We start from the raw sequence: 16,827 nt of genomic DNA, 5'->3' as shown, positions 1-16,827 counted from the left end.
ACCTCCTCTAGGCTCTTGCCCCGATCCTAGGCTTTTGTCGGCCCGGGGAACCCGGTATGGCGGGCCGCCGATCAAGGGTCAGACGCGGAAGCCGGCGGCGCGGGCGGCCTCTCGTTCGCGGCGTCGTTCGGAACGACGGCGGACGAACCAGAAGGTGAAGAAGACCAGGCCCACCAGGAAGACGAGCACCAGCACCGGCAGGATGATCGCCACCAGGGAGACCACCACACTTGTGGCGTCCTCGGCGGTGCTGGCGACCGGGGCGCCGAACCCGGCGGTGGTCGCGTTGATCACCGGGCGGGCCGCGGACTTGAGCAGGTGCACGCCCAACGCCAGCAGGACGCCGGTGACGACCGGCACCCACTGGTGGGACGAGAAGAAGCTCCCCGGGTCGCTGACCGTCACCGTCTCCGACGAGGAGCCGGCACCGAAGGCCAGACCACCGGCGGTGGGCCGGACCACGGTCTGCACCACGTCGTTGATGTGGTCGACAACGGGGACCTTGTCCGCCACCATCTCCACGGCGAGCAGCACTGCCATGATGGCGATGACCCAGCCGTTGCCGAGCCAGGTCCAGCCGCTGGGCAGGTCGATCAGATCGGTGTAACGGCCGAGCAGACCGAGGATGAGCAGGGGTATGTAGGCGTTCAGCCCCGCCGAGGCGGCGAGACCGGTGCCGGTGAGGACTTCGAACACGAGTTCAGCATCGCATCGACGCGCCAGTGCCGCTCGCTGGCGACCGGGGGGTGCTCGGCTACCCTCGTCGGGTGCGGTTGGTCATTGCGAAGTGCTCGGTGGACTACGTCGGACGGCTCTCGGCTCACCTGCCGCTGGCCACCCGGTTGCTGATGGTGAAGGCGGACGGGTCGGTGTCCATCCATGCCGACGACCGGGCGTACAAGCCGTTGAACTGGATGAGCCCGCCGTGTCGGCTGGAGGAGGCCCCCGGTGTGTGGCGGGTCGTCAACAAGGCTGGCGAGGAGCTGCGGATCACCCTGGAGGAGATCTTCCAGGACACCTCGTACGAGTTGGGTGTGGATCCGGGCCTGCGCAAGGACGGGGTGGAGGCGCACCTACAGGAGTTGCTGGCCGCCAACCCGTCTGCCCTGGGTGAGGGGTTCACGCTGGTCCGCCGCGAGTACATGACGGCGATCGGCCCGGTCGACCTGCTGTGCCGGGACGCCAACTCGGGCTCGGTCGCCGTTGAGGTCAAGCGGCGTGGCGACATCGACGGCGTGGAGCAGTTGACCCGCTATCTCGAGCTGATGAACCGTGACCCGCTGCTCAGCCCGGTCGTCGGGGTCTTCGCCGCCCAGGAGATCAAGCCGCAGGCCCGGGTGCTCGCCACCGACCGGGGCATCCGGTGTGTGGTGGTGGACTACGACAAGCTGCGCGGCATCGTGAAGGACGAGCTGACCCTCTTCTGACCCGCGCACTATCCGGTGCGCACCGCGATCAGTGACTTCGGCAGGCCGAACACCCGCTCCACCAGCATGGTCGAGTCGGGGAAGTAGTGGCGCATCTGCGAGCGGTCCAACAGCTCGGTCCAGAGCACCTGGTGGATGGCGGCGTCGTGGCTGCGGGTCGGCTTGTGCCCCAACGGCCAGCGTCGGGCGAGCGCGGTGCGCAGTCGTACCGGCAGGAACTGCATTCCCGGGGCGATCCAGTGTGGCTCGATCGGGAAATAGCGGTAGGGCGTCTGCACCCAGTGCCGGTCGGCCAGTGAGCGGGCGGCGGCGGCGAAGCGGATCCGGCGTTCGTGCCCGCCCACATGCTCCAGCACGGAGTTGGAGAAGACCAGGTCGTAGCTGCCCTTGGCGAGGTGCGGGGGCAGGTCGCAGGCGTCGGCCTGCTCGACGTGGGCCCAATCGGGGACGACGGCGGGCGGCTGCTCCAGGTTGACGACGGTCACCCGGGCCGGCCGGACGGCAGCGCGGTGCCAGGTGCCGAGCCGACCACCGAGGTCGACCACGTGCATGTCGCCGATGTCGGGAAAGGTGCGTGCCAGCCAGTCCGAGCGGTGCCGACGCCGCCGGGCGGCCCACGACTGCTCACTGTCGACAAGGCGGTAGCGCAATCGATTGGGGCCCATTTAACGCAATGTACCGCCGTGCTCACTGCGTATAAACATGCGGATACGCCGATCTTTCTTGATGATCGGTTATCCGACACTCACCTTCCGTACAACGCCTTGATCGTCTTGACGAGCCGGGCCACATCCGTGGGGGTGCGGTCGAAGGTCATCGACGGCAGCAGCGACCGGGCGCGACGTCGGGTGATGGCCTTGGACCGGCCGAACTCACGCAGGCCGTCCTCCCCGTGGATCCGGCCGAAGCCGGAGTCGCCGACACCACCGAACGGCAGGGTGGACATGCCGGCGAAGGTCAGCGTGGAGTTGATCGAGGCCATCCCGGAGTGCAGCCGCCGGGCGATGGCCACCGCACGCCGCCGGCCGAAGACCGAACCCCCGAGGCCGTACGACAGGGCGTTGGCGCGGCTGACGGCCTCGTCGGCGTCGCGGACCCGGCTGATGGTCAGCGTGGGGCCGAAGGTCTCCTCGCGGACCGCGGCGGACTCCTCCGGGACGTCCACCAGCACGGTGGGGTGGACGTACGGCGGCTGGACGGCGCTCGGGCCGCCGAGCACGGCGCGCCCGCCGGAGGTGATCGCGGCGTCGATGTGCCGGCGGATCACGTCGATCTGCTGGGGCATGGTGATCGGGCCGATGTCGGTGCCCTCCGGCCCCACCGTCAACTGACCGGCGCGGGCCACCACCTTGTCGACGAAGGCGTCGAAGACGGCGTCGACGGCGTACACCCGCTCGATGCCGATGCAGGTCTGGCCCGCGTTGGTCATGCCGCCCCAGACGCACGCCTCGGCGGCCGCGTCCAGGTTGGCGTCGCTGTCGACGATCATGGCGTCCTTGCCGCCGCCCTCGATGAGTACCGGGGTCAGCGTCTCCGCGCAGGCGGCCATCACCTTCCGGGCGGTGGCGGTGGAGCCGGTGAAGGCCAGCTTGTCGACGCCGGAGCGGCACAGCGCCGCGCCCACGTCGCCCAGCCCGTGCACGGCGGTGAACACCGGCTGCTCGGGCACCACCTCGGCGAAGCTGTCCACCAGCCACTGGCCGACGGCGGGCGTGTACTCGCTCGGCTTGAGCACCACGGCGTTGCCGGCGGCGAGGGCGTACGCGGCGGAGCCGATCGGCGTGAAGACCGGGTAGTTCCACGGGCCGATCACGCCGACCACCCCGTACGGCTGGTATTCGAGGTGCGCGGAGAACTCGGCGAGGATGAGCCGGGACCGCACCCGGCGTGGACCGAGCACCCGGCCGGCGTTGCGGGCGGCCCAGTCGATGTGCTCGATAGCGGTGACGATCTCGACGATGGCGTCCGCGACCGGCTTCCCGCCCTCGACGTGCACCAGCTCGGCCAACTGCTCGATGCGCTTGGCGAGCAGGGCACGCCAGCGCAGCATCCGCTGGCGGCGGCCGGTGAAGCCGAGACCGGCCCACCACTCGCCGGCGGTGCGGGCGCGGGCGACGGCCTGCCGCACGTCGGCGTCGGTGGCGACCGGGAGGCGACCGGCCTCAGCGCCGGTCGCCGGGCTGGTGGAAACCAACTGGCCCGCGTCGATGACCGGAACGCCCGGGATATGCACTGCCGTCATGGCGGAAGTCTAGACCCGAGGATTACTCGCCGGTAGGGTCCCCGATTCGGGACCGGGGGACCGGCGTCGCACCGACCCGACCGATCGTTGATCCATGCAGGTCAAGGCGTTGGTGACGGATGCGGCCCGCCCGAATCGTCGAACGGCAGGTGGCCGGGAGGTGACGAGAGGCTGACCGGCCGGTCGGTACTGACGACTACCGTCTGATGGCAGGCTGACGCGCGGAGTGACGGTGTGGGGTGGAGGGCTGACTGTCCATGGAGGAACATCCAGAACTGATGCCGCTGTTGACGGTCTCGGGTGGACCGATGCGCGGAGCGAGCTTTCGCATGCGAACCGAACCACAGGTGATCGGCCGCGCGCCGACCGGTCAGGTGGTCATCAACGACCCGCACCTGAGCCGTCGTCACGCCGAGGTGTGGCTGGCACCGGAGGGCCCCTCGCTACGGGACCTGGGCTCCACCAACGGCACCTGGCTCAACGACCGGCGGATCAGCGAGGTGGAGCGACTCTCCGACGGTGACGTGATCCGGCTGGGCCGTACCGAGCTGCGCCTCTTCGACCCCGGCGTGGCGCTCACCGATCCGGTGGGGCTGAGCTTCGGGCCGTCCCGGCGCGACGTCCGACCGACGCTGCCGCTGCCGCTGGCCGCGCCACCGGGCACGCGTCGCTGACCGCCTGGCGGTCGACCACACCGGGCGGCACCACCGGATGGCGGTCCGACACCTGGACCGGCGGGGACACGCGTGGCACCATGCCGCGGATGGAGACCGAGCAGCGGACCGTGACGGCGAACGGCATCACCCAGGCGGTACGGGTCGCCGGCCCGCCGGACGGCACGCCGGTGCTGCTGATCCACGGCAACTGCTCGTCCGCGCTGTTCTGGGAGCCGCTGGTCCGGCGGCTGCCACCGACGCTGCGGGTGGTCGCCCCCGACCTGCGGGGGTACGGCGACTCCGCGACCGCCCCGGTGGACGCCACCCGGGGCCTGCGGGACTTCGCCGACGACGTGGCCGCCCTGCTCGACGACCCGACGCTCTTCGACGCCGACGTGCGCCCGGTGGTGGTCGGGCACTCCCTCGGCGGCGGAGTGGCGATGCGCCTGCTGGTCGACCATCCGCACCGGGTGGGGGCCTTGCTGCTCGCCGCGCCGGTCTCCCCGTACGGCTTCGGTGGCACCCGCGACCTGACCGGCACGCCGACCACAGCCGACTTCGCCGGCACCGGCGCCGGCACGGCGAACCCGGACTTCGTCGCCCGACTCGCCGCCGGCGACCGGAGCGCGGACGCGCCGGCCAGCCCGCGCGCCGTGTTGCGAGCCACCTATGTGGCCGATCCCGCCTCGCTGGGCGCCGACGAGGACCTGCTGCTGGACACCGTGCTCTCCACCGCCACCGGGGACGACAACTACCCGGGCACGGCGGTGCCCTCGGAGAACTGGCCGGGCACCGCACCGGGGGAGCGCGGGGTGCTCAACGCGCTCGCGCCGACCTGGTTCCGGCTCGCCGACGAGCTGGTGGCCGTCGCCGAGAAGCCGCCGATCACCTGGGTACGCGGGGACGCCGACGTCATCGTCTCGGACACCTCGCTGTTCGACCTGGCGTACCTGGGCTCGCTGGATCTCGTGCCCGGCTGGCCCGGCGCGGACGCCTGCCCGCCGCAGCCGATGGTCGGCCAGACCCGGGCGGTGCTCGACCGGTACGCGGCGGCCGGCGGCGCGTACCACGAGGTGGTGCTGCCCGGCTGCGGTCACAGCCCGCACCTGGAGCGCCCGGCGGAGTTCGTCGCGGAGTTGCTGGCCCTGACCAGCGTGGCGGCGGCGTAGGGGCCCTGCTGCGCCGTGGGTGAAATATGCCACGGCGTCTCGACAACTCACCGTCACGTGGCAGACTCGCGCGCATAACCTTAGCGGCCGTTCAGTGGTCGTGCGGAGTCTCTGGGGAGGCCGGTCGTGGCGCGCGAGTTCAGCACCGTTGGTGTGGTGGGGCTGGGCACCATGGGTGCCGGCATCGTCGAGGTCTTCGCCCGCAACGGCATCGACGTGGTGGCCGTGGAGATCTCCGTGCCGGCGCTGGAGCGCGGCCGGGCCACCCTGAAGGGCTCCACCGACCGGGCGGTCGCCAAGGGCAAACTCGCCGAGGCGGACCGCGACGCCCTGCACGAGCGGGTGCACTTCGAGGTCGGGCTGGACGCGCTGCACTCCGTCGACCTGGTCATCGAGGCGGTGCCCGAGCACCTGGACCTCAAGCAGCGGATCTTCGCGGAGCTGGACCGGGTCTGCCGACCGGAGACCATCCTCGCCACCAACACCTCGTCGTTGAGCGTCACCGAGATCTCGGTGGCCACCAGCCGACCCAACCAGGTGATCGGCATCCACTTCTTCAACCCGGCCCCGGTGATGAAGCTGGTCGAGGTGGTCCGCACGGTCGTCACCGCACCCGAGGTGGTCGCCGACGTGGAGGCGCTCTGCGCCCGGCTCGGCAAGGTCGACGTCACCATCAACGACCGGGCCGGCTTCATCGCCAACGCGCTGCTCTTCGGCTACCTCAACCACGCGGTCGGCATGTTCGAGTCGCACTACGCGACCCGGGAGGACATCGACGCCGCGATGAAGCTCGGCTGCGGCCTGCCGATGGGCCCGCTGGCGTTGATGGACCTGATCGGCCTCGACACCGCGTACGAGATCCTGGACACCATGTACCGGCGCGGCGGGCGGGACCGCCGGCACGCCCCGGTGCCACTGCTCAAGCAGATGGTGACGGCGGGGCTGCTCGGCCGGAAGTCGGGCCGGGGCTTCTACACCTACGAGCGGCCCGGCTCTCCGGTGGTCGTACCGGATGAGGCGACGCCGCTGGCCACGGAGGTGGCCGCCGGCGACGGGGCGCGCGCCATCACGAAGGTGGGCGTGGTGGGCTCCGGGACGATGGCCACCGGGATCATCGAGGTCTTCGCGAAGGCCGGCTACGAGGTCGTGTCGGTGACCCGCGGCATGGAGAAGTCCGCGACGGTCTGCGAGGCGGTGAAGACCTCGCTGAACAAGGGCGTGGTGCGCGGCAAGCTCGCCGAGGCCGACCGGGACGCCGCCCTGGGCCGGATCAGCTGGTCCGCCACGCTGGACCATCTCGCCGACGTCGACCTGGTGGTCGAGGCGGTCGTCGAGGAGTTGAGCGTCAAGAAGGCCCTCTTCGCGAGCCTCGACGAGATCTGCAAGCCGGGCGTCGTCCTGGCCACCACCACCTCCTCGCTGCCGGTGATCGACGTGGCGATGGCCACCCAGCGCCCGGCCGACGTGGTGGGGCTGCACTTCTTCAACCCGGCGCCGGTCATGCCGCTGGTCGAGGTCGTCCGCACCATCCGCACCTCCCCGGAGGCCACCGCCACCGCCCGCGCCGTCTGCGCCGCGCTCGGCAAGACCGGCGTGGTCTGCGGCGACCGGTCCGGCTTCATCGTCAACGCGCTGCTCTTCCCGTACCTAAACGACGCGGTGAAGATGCTGGAGGCCAGCTACTCGACGGCCGACGACATCGACCACGCCATGAAGCTGGGCTGCGGCTACCCGATGGGCCCGTTCGAGCTGCTCGACGTCGTCGGGTTGGACGTCTCCCTGGCCATCCAGCGCGAGCTGTACCTGGAACTGCGCGAGCCGGGCTTCGCGCCCGCGCCGCTGCTGGAGCACCTCGTCACCGCCGGATACCTGGGGCGAAAGACCCGCCGCGGCTTCCGCGACCACTCGCACCGCTGACCGGTGTCAACAGTGGGCGCCGGTGACGGCGTCTGAGTGGTGTGACCTTCGAGGAGTACGTCAGCAGTCGCGGGCCGGCGCTCGTCCGGCTGGCCCGGCTGCTGACCGGTGACGAGCACCGAGCCGAGGACCTCACCCAGGACGTGTTGGCACGCGCCTACGTGCATTGGCGGAAGATCGCCCGTGTCGACCACCCGGACGTCTACGTACGCCGGATGATGGTCAATGCCAACACCTCCTGGTGGCGCCGCCGATCCAGCAGGGAGTTGGTTACGGCCGAGTTTGCCGACCGGCCGGGGCGCGGGGACCTGGGCGGCGACGCGGCCGACCGGGACGAGATGTGGCGGCTGATCCTCGGCCTGCCCGGCCGGCAGCGCGCGGTGCTCGTGCTGCGCTACTACGAGGACCTCGACGACCCGACCATCGCCCAGATCCTCGGCTGTTCCCCGGTCACCGTCCGCACCCATGCGATGCGGGCGCTCAGCCAGCTGCGGGAGCGCCACGGCGTTCCCACGACGAACGGGAGCCGGCCGTGACCAACCTCGACGAGCGGATCGCACGGGCACTCCGGGAGCAGGCCGACGGGCCCGTGGACACCGACCGCCTGCTGACGGCGGCGGTGAACGGGGGACGGGCCCGTCGGCGGCGGCGACGTGCCGTCATCGGGTCAGCGCTCGGCGTCGCGGTGCTGCTCGGGGCCGGTGTGGCCCTGCGTACGCCGTCGGCCGTGCCGCCCCAGCCGGCCCTCACGCCCAGCCCGGTCGTGGTCACACCGCCTCGGGCACCGGGGGTTGCGGGGGCAGCGCAGCGCCCCGACTCGATCGGCACGGACCCACAGTTGCTGCACTTCGGGGTCGATCCGTCAGCGGCGAAGCCGGTCGCCTGGCGCTCCGCGGGCCAGGTCGAGAGCATGCGACTGGACCTGGGTGGCGGCGTGCAGGCGATGGTGATCGTTGCCGCTGACCCACGGACGGCCGAGACCGGTGACCTGAGCCAGCTTCGTGACATCGGCCCCGACAAGGCAGGCACCGTCACCAGCGACACGGATCTTGCCTCGCCCGGCCAGGACGTCGACGCCCCATCGCGGTTCAACGGGGTGATACGTCAGCTCGACAGCGTCGAGAAGGGCTGGGTGCTGCGCTGGCAGCCCGTCCCGGGCCTGTACGTCCGGGTCGCGGCTCTCGGGGAGACCAGCGCCGAGGTCCGCCGGGCGGCGGAGGCGCTTCGATTCGACGAAGCCCGGCGCTGTGTCGCGCCGATCCAACTGACCGCCTTGCCCCCGGGTGCCCGGATCAGCGCGTGCGAGGTGGCGGTGCGGCAGCTGTACTGGCCCCGCCTCGTGAATGTGGCGGGAACCACGACACCGACGCAGATGCCCGTTGCGGCTTCGGACCACACCGAAGCGGCGTTGACGGTCGCACTGAAGGGCGCGGCCACCTTGCCGGTGCGGCTTCACTACTCGCCCCGTCCATCCTCGCCCGATCGGACCAACGCCAACCGCACGATCGCCGGTAGGCCGGTGTTCGACGCGGGCGACTTCTGGAATGTGCTCGGCATTCCGAAGACCCTGCTGTCCATGGGGCACGAGAACCGCTGGGAGCGCTCGCCCACGGACGCGGAGGTCAGCACGGTTATCGGCGGGCTCCGGGTCGCCGACGACCTTGGCGAGCCGGCGAGCTGGGAGTGACCGTAACCTTGGTGACTGTGAGCCCCCGTCGCAACCGCCCTCGCCGGGACGAGAACGCCAACCTGGACGCCGACCGGGTCCGGCAGGGCGTCGCCTCGGTGCAGCAGTGGACCGACGGCGCCTGGCAGGTACGCGGCATCGGCGCGGGCGCGTCGGTCAAGACGTACCGCTGCCCCGGGTGTGACCAGGAGATCCGACCCGGGGTGGCGCACCTGGTGGCCTGGCCGGCGGACGGCCTGGGTGACCTGACCGACCGGCGGCACTGGCACAGCGGCTGCTGGCGTGCCCGGGACCGGCGCGGCCCGGCGGTGCAGCGCGGCCGGGGCACCCCGCGGTACTGAGTGGCGGGCCCGGCGCGCCGCCGCGTCAGGGCTGAGCGGCCCGGGGCGGGACGGCTCGTGCTCGCGGCCGGAGCGACCCGGGGCGGGGTCGGTTAGCGACCTGGGTCACCCTGTTCCTGCCTGGGCGGGCGTCGACGGCGACTTCGCGACAGACTTGAGCGGTGAGCACAGCGATCCGCGCGTCGTCGATCCTGCCCGGCCGCCGGGAGGACATCGAGCTGCACACCGCCGACGGCCTGCGGCTGGTCGGTGAGCTGGCCCTGCCGGCCGACCGACCGCCGGTGGCGACCCTGGTCTGCCTGCACCCGCTGCCCACCCACGGCGGAATGATGGACAGCCACGTGTTCCGCAAGGCGGCCTGGCGGCTGCCCGCCCTGGCCGACCTGGCGGTGCTGCGGTTCAACACCCGGGGCACCAGCAGCGTGCGCGGCACCAGCGAGGGAGCGTTCGACGGCGCGGTGGGCGAGCGGTACGACGTGGCCGCCGCCATCGAGTACGCGGAGTTCGCCGAGCTGCCCAACATCTGGCTCGTCGGCTGGTCGTTCGGCACCGATTTGGCACTGAAGTACGGCTGCGACCCGTCGATCGCCGGGGCGATCCTGCTCTCCCCGCCGCTGCGCTTCTCCGCCCCCGAGGACCTGGCCACCTGGGCCAACTCGGGTCGGCCGCTGGTGGCGCTGGTGCCGGAGTTCGACGACTACCTGCGCCCCACCGAGGCGCGGGAGCGGTTCGCCGCCGTGCCCCAGGCCGAGGTGGTCGGGGTGCCCGGCGCCAAGCACCTCTGGGTGGGTGACGCGGAGACGGTGCTCGACGAGATCGTCCGACGGGTCAACCCCGCCGTCGAGGTGCCGTTGCCGACGACCTGGGACGGCCCGATGGAGGCCGGCGACGTCAGCGCGTACGCCGACCGGACGGTGGCCGCCTTCGCCGACACCCCCGTCCCCGGCCCGGCCGCTGGCCAGGCCGGCTGACGCTCAGCGGCGCTCCTGGCGGGGCAGCACCACCTCGCGAAGGATCAGTTGCAGCGCGGCGACCGTGGGGATGGCGATCAGCGCGCCCACCACGCCCAGCAGCGCCACCCCGAGCAGCGCGGCCAGTAGGGCGGCCACCTCGTTGACCTCCACCGAGCGGCGCATCACCTTCGGGTAGATCAGGTAGTTCTCCACCTGCTGGTAGATGAGGAAGAACACCGCGCAGGCGATGCCGGTGGGCAGATCGGCGGCGAAACCGACCAGGCTCACGATCACCGCGCCCAGCGTCGCGCCGATCTGCGGAATCAGGTCGGTCACCGCGACCACCACGGCCAGCGCGAACGGGTACGGCAGGTCGACGATCAACGCGAACACGAAGGTCGTCGCACCGGCCAGCACCGCGATGCTCAGCGCACCGACCATGTAGGCGCCAACCTTGGCCAGAATCTCATCGCCGATCAGTTGCACCCGCTGCCGCCGGGACCGGGGCACCAACGAGTAGCCCAGCGAACGCAGCCGGTCGAAGTAGGCCAGGAAGTAGATCGTCAGCACCAGCACGGTCAGCGTCCGGAACACCGTGCCGAAGATCAGTTGTGCGCCGCCCAGCACCCCGCCGAGCGCCCGTCCGACCGTCTCCGCGTTGGCCGCGCCCTGCACCCGCTCCACCACGTCGTACCGCTCCACCAGGTCATTGACCGTCGGATTGCGGCGCAACTCGTCGAGCAGGCTCGGGATCTGGTCAATGAACTGCCCCGACTGGGTGACGATCGGTGGGACCAGCGCCACGATGCCGCCGCAGAGCAGCAGTACCACGGTGAGGGCGACCGCCGCTACCGCCAGGCCGTGCGGCACACCCCAGCGGCCCAGTCGGACCACCGCCGGGTTGAGGCCGACCGCGAGGAAGAGCGCAATCACCACAAGCACGAGGATGCCGCCGGCATTGCGAATCCCCAGATAAAGGGTGTACGCCAGCAGCACGCCCAGCGCACCGGTGAAGCCGAGCAGGAAACTGCTGCGGCGCAGTGGCCGCCCCGGTGTGCCGAACTTTCCGGACGGAACCGCCGGCGGCTCCTCCGGGTCGGTCCCCGGGGCGGGAACCGGCACCGGCGGTGGCGTCTCCGCCGATGGTGGTGTGTTCGCCGGCGGCGTCTCCGCCGACCGTGGCGTGTTCGCCGGCGGTGGGTTTTCCGCTGGCGGGGGGCCGGGGGTCACGTCCGGGTCGTCGCCGGACGGGTCGTGCTGTGGCACCAGGGACCTCCCGGCTCAGGCGGTGGGACGACGGGCGACGGCCACGAACGCCCGCCACGCGGCAGGCGCGAACACCAGCACCGGGCCGGTCGGGTCCTTACTGTCCCGCACCCCCACCATCCCGGGCAGGTTGTCCGCCACCTCGACACACTCTCCGTTGCCGCTACGGCTGGACGTGCGCCAGAGCGCGCCGGTCAGGTCCATGAGGTCACAACTTCCTTCATAAGCTCGATCGACTGGCGGCGGGACAACGCGCCGTTTCTGATCATCTCCCAGCGCGCCAGCAGCGTAGCCACCTCATGGTCGCCATCGACCACGAGACCGTCAATCTGATGCTCCATGTGCCCCACCCAACCACCGTCGGCGCCCCGGGCCAGGTTGAACAGGGACCGTTCCGTCGCCCGATCATCGACCCGCCCCCGGACGTCGGCCAGAACCTGCAGATCTTGGACAGTTTCCGTTACGACGTAACGGAAACTGTCCAAGATCTGGTGGTGAGGCGGCGCGCCACGGCGGAAGCTGTCGGGATGCTGCCCGCCGATGACGCCGACGCACTTGACTGGCTCGCCTTCGAGCAGGCGGGCGTGCTGACGACCGCGCAGGTCGCCGGGTTGCTCAGCGAGGGGGCGGTACGGGGCCGGATTCGCTCCGGTCGGTGGCGGGCTATCAGCCGTGGGCTTCTGCTGGCCGGCAATGGCCGACTCACCCGCGACCAGCAGCTCTGGGTGGCGGTGCTGGCGGCCGGGCCGGGGGCGGTGCTGGCCGGGGTGTCCGCCGCCGCCGAAGCCGGGGTACGGGGATTACGGCGCGAGCCGCTGCACGTGCTGGTGCCGGCAGCCCGCCGTGCCGCGCGGACCAGCCTGCGTCGGCTTCCGATCGACATGCCCGCCGTCCTGGTCCACCGCGCCACGGTCCTCCCCGAGGCCCATCTCCAGCGTGCCCGCCCGCCGCGTACCACGACGGCGCGGGCTCTGGTGGACGCGGCGGGCTGGGCGGCCGGCGTGGACGAGGCGCAGGCGGTGCTGGCCGCCGGTTGCCAGCAACGCCGGGTGCTGCCCGAGGAGTTGCAGGCGGTCCTCGACGTCCTTCCTCGGGCTCCCCGTCGGCGGTTGATCGGGCAGACCATCAGCGACATCGCGGGTGGCGCGCAGGCGCTCTCCGAGATCGACTTTGTGCGGCTGTGCCGCCGGCATCGGCTGCCCGCCCCCGACCTGCAAAAACACCGCGTCGACGCGGCCGGCCGGAACCGCTGGCTGGACGCGTACTGGCGGGAGTGGCGGGTGCAGGTGGAAATCGACGGCGCGCACCACATGGACGCCAAACAGTGGGCGGCGGACATGCGTCGGCAGAACGACGTGTGGACCAGCGGCGATCGGATCCTGCGCTTTCCGGCCTGGCTGGTCCGCGCCCGCCCGGACGAGGTCGCCGAAACCGTCCGCCGCGCCCTCATCGCAGCCGGCTGGACCCCCGCCTCTGTGCCATCTTCCGCGTAAGTGAATCTTGGACACTTTCCGTCAGCAGTTGACGGAAAGTGTCCAAGATTTCGAGGCTTGGGCGGGCGGTGCCCATACGCGGCCAGCCGCAGCGTGAGCGCGAACGACGACGACTCGCCGTGGCCGGCGTACCGTCACTCCTTGTCGATGGTGACCTTGCTGGGCTTGGCGCTGCGCTCGTCGGTGGTCGGCTTGGTGGGTCGCTTGCCGTTCTCACCGGTGCTAGTGATCTTGGTGGGCTTGGCGCCCCGGCCACCCTCGCCCGGAACGGCGGCCACGGTCGGCTCCCCGTCCACCCCGGCGCTCGCCGTGCCACCGTCCACGGTGGTCACCGGCTCGGCCACCGGCCGCGTCGTGGACTGCCCGGACTCCTCGGCGCCCGCGTTCACCGGCTGCCTGGTGTCGGCGGGCTCCGTCTTCAGCCCGGTGCCCGTCCCCGACTCCGAGGTCGCGCCGGCGGAAACGCTCACGCCGTCGTCCCCAGCGCCGGGGGCGCCCCCGCTCGCGTCGTCTGACGCGGCCGGCGCAGTCGGGCCGTCGATCGGGCCGGCGACACTCTGCAACCGCAGCTCGGACATCTGACGCTGGAGCTCGTCGGACTCCTGCCGGGCCTTCCAGGTCTCCTGCCGCAGATCCGCGAGCTGCTGCTGGGCCTGGGCGATCTCCAGCATCACCTGGGCCAACTGCTGCCGGCCCGCCGCCGACTCCTGCTGGGTCGCCGCCAGGTGCTGCTGGGTGGTGGCCAGGTGCTGCTGGGTGGTGGCCGCGTACTCCTCGAACTGCCGCCGGGACGCCGCCACGTGCTCGTCGGCCTTGCGGCGCTTGTCGCCGGCCTCGGTCTCGGCCCGGCTCAGCAGCTCGGCGGCCTCGGTCTCGGCCCGCTGGCGCAGCGCCGCCGCGTCCTGCTCGGCGGCCTGACGGATGCCGGCCGCGCCCTGCTCGATCTCGTTCTTGCGAGCGGTGTACTCGGTCTCCAACTCGTTCTTCCGGGTGGAGTACTCGGACTCCAGCTCGTCTTGGCGGGTGGTGAACGCGCTCTCCAGCTCCTGCTGGCGGCTGGAGAACCCGCTCTCCAGCTCCTGCTGGCGCGCCGTGTGCTGCTTGTCCAGCTCGTCGCGACGCTTGGCGAACTCCTGCTCGGCCGTGGAGCGTCGCTGCGCCAACTCCCGGTCGGCCGCCTCCCGACGGGAGTTGACCTCCTGCTCCACCCCGGCCCGCCACGCGCCCAGCTCCTGCTGGGTCTGCGCCCGGGTGTGCTGGACGTACGCCTCGGTCTCGGTGCGCATCCGCTGCACGTACGCCTCGGTCTCGGCGCGGCTGCGCTTCGCCGACTCGGTGGCCTGCGTCGTCAGCCGCTCGGCCTCCTGCTGCGCCTTGGCGCGGGTGGCCCGGCCGGCCATCGACGCGTCGTCGATGATCTGCTTGGCCTCCTGCTGCGCCTTGGCGTGGGTGGCCCGCCCGGCCTCGGTCGCTGTGTCGGTGAGCCGCTTGGCCTCCTGGAGGGCCTTGGCATGCACCTCCTTGGCGGCGTCGCGCAGATCGCTGGCCTCCTGCCGGGCGTTGACCAACGTCTCGCGGGCCGTCTCGCGCAGCTTGGTGGCCTCCTGCTGGGCCCGGTTGTGGATCTCCTTGGCGGAGTCCCGCAGCTGGGTGGCCTCCTGCTGGGCCTTCGCCAGTGCGTCCTGCGCCGCCTTGCGCAACTGCGCCGACTCGTCCTTGGCCGACCGCAGGGTCGCGTCCGCCTCGGCCCGCTGGGCGGCGCTGTGCCGCTCCTCCTCGGCGCGTCGGGCGGCGAGGGCGATCTCGAAGTCCTTCAGGGCCCGTGCGGCTTGCTCGCGGGCCTCCTCGATGATGTGCTCGGCCGCGGCACGACGGGCCTCGATCTCCCCGTTCGCGTCGGCGAGGATCTGCTCGGCCTGCTCCTCAGCAAGGGTGAGGATCGACTCGACCCGCGGGCCGAGATGCCGGAACGACGCCCGGTCGACCACGTTCATCTGCTTGCGCACCTGGGTCAGGTCGCGCTGGAGAACCTCGACCTGGCCGGCGAGCTTGTGGATCTGTGTGTACGCCTGTTCCCGTTCCGAAGCGAGGGTCGCGATCTCGTGCTCAGCACGCGCGACATAACGGTCGACCTGTTTCTTCTCGTACCCCCGCAGAGCGGACTCGAAGCTGGGCTCCGTCGTCACGTCCCCGCCGAGAGCGAACAGTTCCTCGCCGTGCGACATGCCCCCATCCTCACACGCAACGGGCCCTGCTGGGGCGATACGGACGGGCCTTGTGGGAGCTACTTCACTCCGTTGCGGCCGCCGGATACCACGGGCTGGGAAACGCACACGGCGCGAGGTGGCACCGGTTACCCGGTGTCACCTCGCGCCGTCGATGCCCCGACCTGACGCCTCGCGTCAGCCGGCGGTCTCCGCGGGAACCCGCTCCTGACCGCCATCGGTCTTCTTGGCGTCTGGCTTGGCAGCCGGAGCGGCCTGCGCCGCCGGCATTCCCGGAACGATGCCGGCGAGCCCGGAGAGCATCTGACCCAGCTGCGAGGTGACCGCGTCCTTCTGCCGGGTGAGGTCCTCGACCTCGCGGCGGGCGGCCTGCGTGGTCAGCTCGGCCTCGGTGCGAGCCTCGGTGAGCAGGCGCTGCGACTCGGCCTTCGCCTCGTTGAGGGTCTTCTCCGAGTGCGCCTTGGCCTTGTCGACCGTCTCGGCGGCGTTGCGCTCGGACTCGACCCGCCGCGCCTCGGCGCGCTGCTCGATCTCCTTGGCCCGCTCCTGTGCGGCCCGGGCACGCTGCTCGGCCTCGCTGACCATCTTCTGGGTCTGCGCGACCTGGGCGGCGTGGCGCTCGGACTCCTCGCGCTCGGCCTTCTCCCGCCGCTCGGCCAACTGGAGCTCCAGGGCCTGCAGGTCCTTGTCGCGCTTGTCCCGCGCATCGGTGAGCAGCTTGGTCGCCTCGGCGCGCTTCTCCTCAGCCTCACGGGCGGCCTTCGCCCGCTGCTGGGTGATCTCCCGCTCCGCGGTGGCCCGCAGGGTGGCGACCTCGCGCTCCACGGTCGACTTCAGCTCGGCCACCTCGTGCGCGGTGACCGTACGCAGCTGCTTGGTCTCCCGGTCGGCGTCGGCGCGCAGCGTGTCAGCCTCGCGCCGGGCCTGCACCCGGACCTCGGCGGCCTCGCGCTCGGCGGCCGTGCGCAGGTTGCCCGCCTCGCGCTCGGCGCTCGCCTTCATGGCGGCGGCCTCGGCGCGGGCCTTGTCGGTGATCTCGCGGGCCTCGAGGCGGGCGGCGGAGAGGATGCCCTCCGACTCGCGCTTGGCCTCGTTGCGGTGGTCGTTGGCCTGCTCCTCGGCGAGCCGGAGGATCTGCTCAACGCGGGTGCCGAGCCCGGAGAGGGTGGGCCGGCTGTTCTCTTCGAGCTGCTTGTTCGTGTCGGTGAGCTTCTGCTCCAGCGCACTCATGCGCTGCTCGGCCTGGCGGAGACGACGCTGGGCGTCGTTCATCCGCTGCTCGGCCTCGGCACGGGCCTGCTCGGACTGGGTCAGCGCGGCGGTCATCCGGCCGAGGAAGTCGTCGACCTGATGGGTGTTGTATCCGCGCAGGCCAACGGTGAAATCTGGCTGCGAGTTCGCGTTATCGAAGAACGCGAGAGGGGAGGACTGCTGCTGGGGCATTGGGACAT

17 protein-coding genes are annotated in these 16,827 nt (G+C 71.4%); 9 read left to right on the top strand and 8 right to left on the bottom strand.

The genetic code is table 11. The annotated features are described in order from the left end of the window. Positions 1 to 78 precede the first annotated feature (78 nt). A complete protein-coding gene (locus ACFYL6_RS06985; protein ID WP_387168552.1) occupies positions 79 to 696 on the bottom strand; it encodes a DUF4126 domain-containing protein in 618 nt (205 codons plus the stop codon). A 71-nt stretch (positions 697 to 767) separates the two neighbouring features. Between ACFYL6_RS06985 and nucS the strand changes: the two genes are divergently transcribed. Further along, complete coding sequence (nucS, locus tag ACFYL6_RS06980; protein ID WP_030333204.1) at positions 768 to 1,427, top strand: endonuclease NucS; 660 nt, start codon at positions 768 to 770, stop codon at positions 1,425 to 1,427. Between the two features lie 8 nt (positions 1,428 to 1,435). On the opposite strand, the gene ACFYL6_RS06975 is transcribed toward nucS, so the two are convergent. Continuing rightward, positions 1,436 to 2,092 carry a methyltransferase domain-containing protein gene (locus ACFYL6_RS06975; RefSeq protein WP_387168548.1) on the bottom strand — a complete coding sequence of 219 codons (657 nt, stop codon included), beginning with the start codon at positions 2,090 to 2,092 and terminating at the stop codon, positions 1,436 to 1,438. An 80-nt stretch (positions 2,093 to 2,172) separates the two neighbouring features. After that, positions 2,173 to 3,669: an aldehyde dehydrogenase family protein gene (locus ACFYL6_RS06970; RefSeq protein ID WP_387168545.1), complete on the bottom strand. Its 1,497-nt coding sequence runs from the start codon at positions 3,667 to 3,669 to the stop codon at positions 2,173 to 2,175. A 257-nt stretch (positions 3,670 to 3,926) separates the two neighbouring features. Here ACFYL6_RS06970 and ACFYL6_RS06965 point away from each other — a divergent pair, with 257 nt between their 5' ends. The 7 genes from ACFYL6_RS06965 to ACFYL6_RS06935 all read left to right on the top strand — a co-directional run bounded on the left by ACFYL6_RS06965 (position 3,927) and on the right by ACFYL6_RS06935 (position 10,410). After that, entirely contained in the window at positions 3,927 to 4,343 is a 417-nt protein-coding gene (locus tag ACFYL6_RS06965; RefSeq protein WP_387168542.1) for an FHA domain-containing protein, read from the top strand. A gap of 80 nt (positions 4,344 to 4,423) precedes the next feature. Further along, on the top strand, positions 4,424 to 5,494 hold the full coding sequence (locus tag ACFYL6_RS06960; RefSeq protein WP_387168539.1) for an alpha/beta fold hydrolase: 1,071 nt from the start codon (positions 4,424 to 4,426) through the stop codon (positions 5,492 to 5,494). A gap of 126 nt (positions 5,495 to 5,620) precedes the next feature. Next, the gene (locus ACFYL6_RS06955; protein WP_387168536.1) at positions 5,621 to 7,411 is read left to right on the top strand and encodes a 3-hydroxyacyl-CoA dehydrogenase family protein; all 1,791 of its coding nucleotides are present in this window, start codon (positions 5,621 to 5,623) and stop codon (positions 7,409 to 7,411) included. Positions 7,412 to 7,452: 41 nt separating this feature from the next. Then, the gene (locus ACFYL6_RS06950) at positions 7,453 to 7,947 is read left to right on the top strand and encodes a SigE family RNA polymerase sigma factor (protein ID WP_387168533.1); all 495 of its coding nucleotides are present in this window, start codon (positions 7,453 to 7,455) and stop codon (positions 7,945 to 7,947) included. Then, complete coding sequence (locus ACFYL6_RS06945; protein WP_387168530.1) at positions 7,944 to 9,098, top strand: hypothetical protein; 1,155 nt, start codon at positions 7,944 to 7,946, stop codon at positions 9,096 to 9,098. Before ACFYL6_RS06950 ends, ACFYL6_RS06945 begins: the two co-directional genes overlap by 4 nt. 11 nt (positions 9,099 to 9,109) lie before the next feature. Further along, the gene (locus ACFYL6_RS06940; RefSeq protein WP_036411703.1) at positions 9,110 to 9,439 is read left to right on the top strand and encodes a hypothetical protein; all 330 of its coding nucleotides are present in this window, start codon (positions 9,110 to 9,112) and stop codon (positions 9,437 to 9,439) included. A gap of 161 nt (positions 9,440 to 9,600) precedes the next feature. Next, positions 9,601 to 10,410, top strand: a complete 810-nt coding sequence (locus ACFYL6_RS06935; protein ID WP_387168527.1) for an alpha/beta hydrolase — start codon at positions 9,601 to 9,603, stop codon at positions 10,408 to 10,410. Positions 10,411 to 10,413: 3 nt separating this feature from the next. Here ACFYL6_RS06935 and ACFYL6_RS06930 read toward each other — a convergent pair whose 3' ends face one another. Genes ACFYL6_RS06930 through ACFYL6_RS06920 form a run of 3 tightly spaced genes read right to left on the bottom strand, consistent with a single transcriptional unit; the run spans position 10,414 to position 12,143 of the window. Further along, positions 10,414 to 11,658 (bottom strand): AI-2E family transporter, encoded by a 1,245-nt coding sequence (locus tag ACFYL6_RS06930; RefSeq protein ID WP_387168524.1) that lies wholly within the window; start codon positions 11,656 to 11,658, stop codon positions 10,414 to 10,416. Positions 11,659 to 11,673: 15 nt separating this feature from the next. Continuing rightward, positions 11,674 to 11,862: a DUF397 domain-containing protein gene (locus tag ACFYL6_RS06925; RefSeq protein ID WP_387168521.1), complete on the bottom strand. Its 189-nt coding sequence runs from the start codon at positions 11,860 to 11,862 to the stop codon at positions 11,674 to 11,676. After that, a complete protein-coding gene (locus ACFYL6_RS06920) occupies positions 11,853 to 12,143 on the bottom strand; it encodes a Scr1 family TA system antitoxin-like transcriptional regulator (protein WP_387168518.1) in 291 nt (96 codons plus the stop codon). The genes ACFYL6_RS06925 and ACFYL6_RS06920 overlap by 10 nt, the downstream gene beginning before the upstream one ends. Positions 12,144 to 12,185: 42 nt before the next feature. On the opposite strand from ACFYL6_RS06920, the gene ACFYL6_RS06915 reads away from it, so the two are divergent. After that, positions 12,186 to 13,151 (top strand): DUF559 domain-containing protein, encoded by a 966-nt coding sequence (locus ACFYL6_RS06915; protein WP_387168516.1) that lies wholly within the window; start codon positions 12,186 to 12,188, stop codon positions 13,149 to 13,151. 134 nt (positions 13,152 to 13,285) lie between these two features. On the opposite strand, the gene ACFYL6_RS06910 is transcribed toward ACFYL6_RS06915, so the two are convergent. Continuing rightward, positions 13,286 to 15,376 (bottom strand): hypothetical protein, encoded by a 2,091-nt coding sequence (locus ACFYL6_RS06910; RefSeq protein ID WP_387168513.1) that lies wholly within the window; start codon positions 15,374 to 15,376, stop codon positions 13,286 to 13,288. A gap of 177 nt (positions 15,377 to 15,553) precedes the next feature. Next, positions 15,554 to 16,819 (bottom strand): DivIVA domain-containing protein, encoded by a 1,266-nt coding sequence (locus tag ACFYL6_RS06905; protein ID WP_387168510.1) that lies wholly within the window; start codon positions 16,817 to 16,819, stop codon positions 15,554 to 15,556. Positions 16,820 to 16,827: the final 8 nt, after the last annotated feature.

Source organism: Micromonospora sp. NPDC007208, assembly GCF_042869175.1.
GTDB lineage: Bacteria > Actinomycetota > Actinomycetes > Mycobacteriales > Micromonosporaceae > Micromonospora > Micromonospora foliorum.
This window is presented reverse-complemented; position numbering and strand designations above follow the sequence as displayed.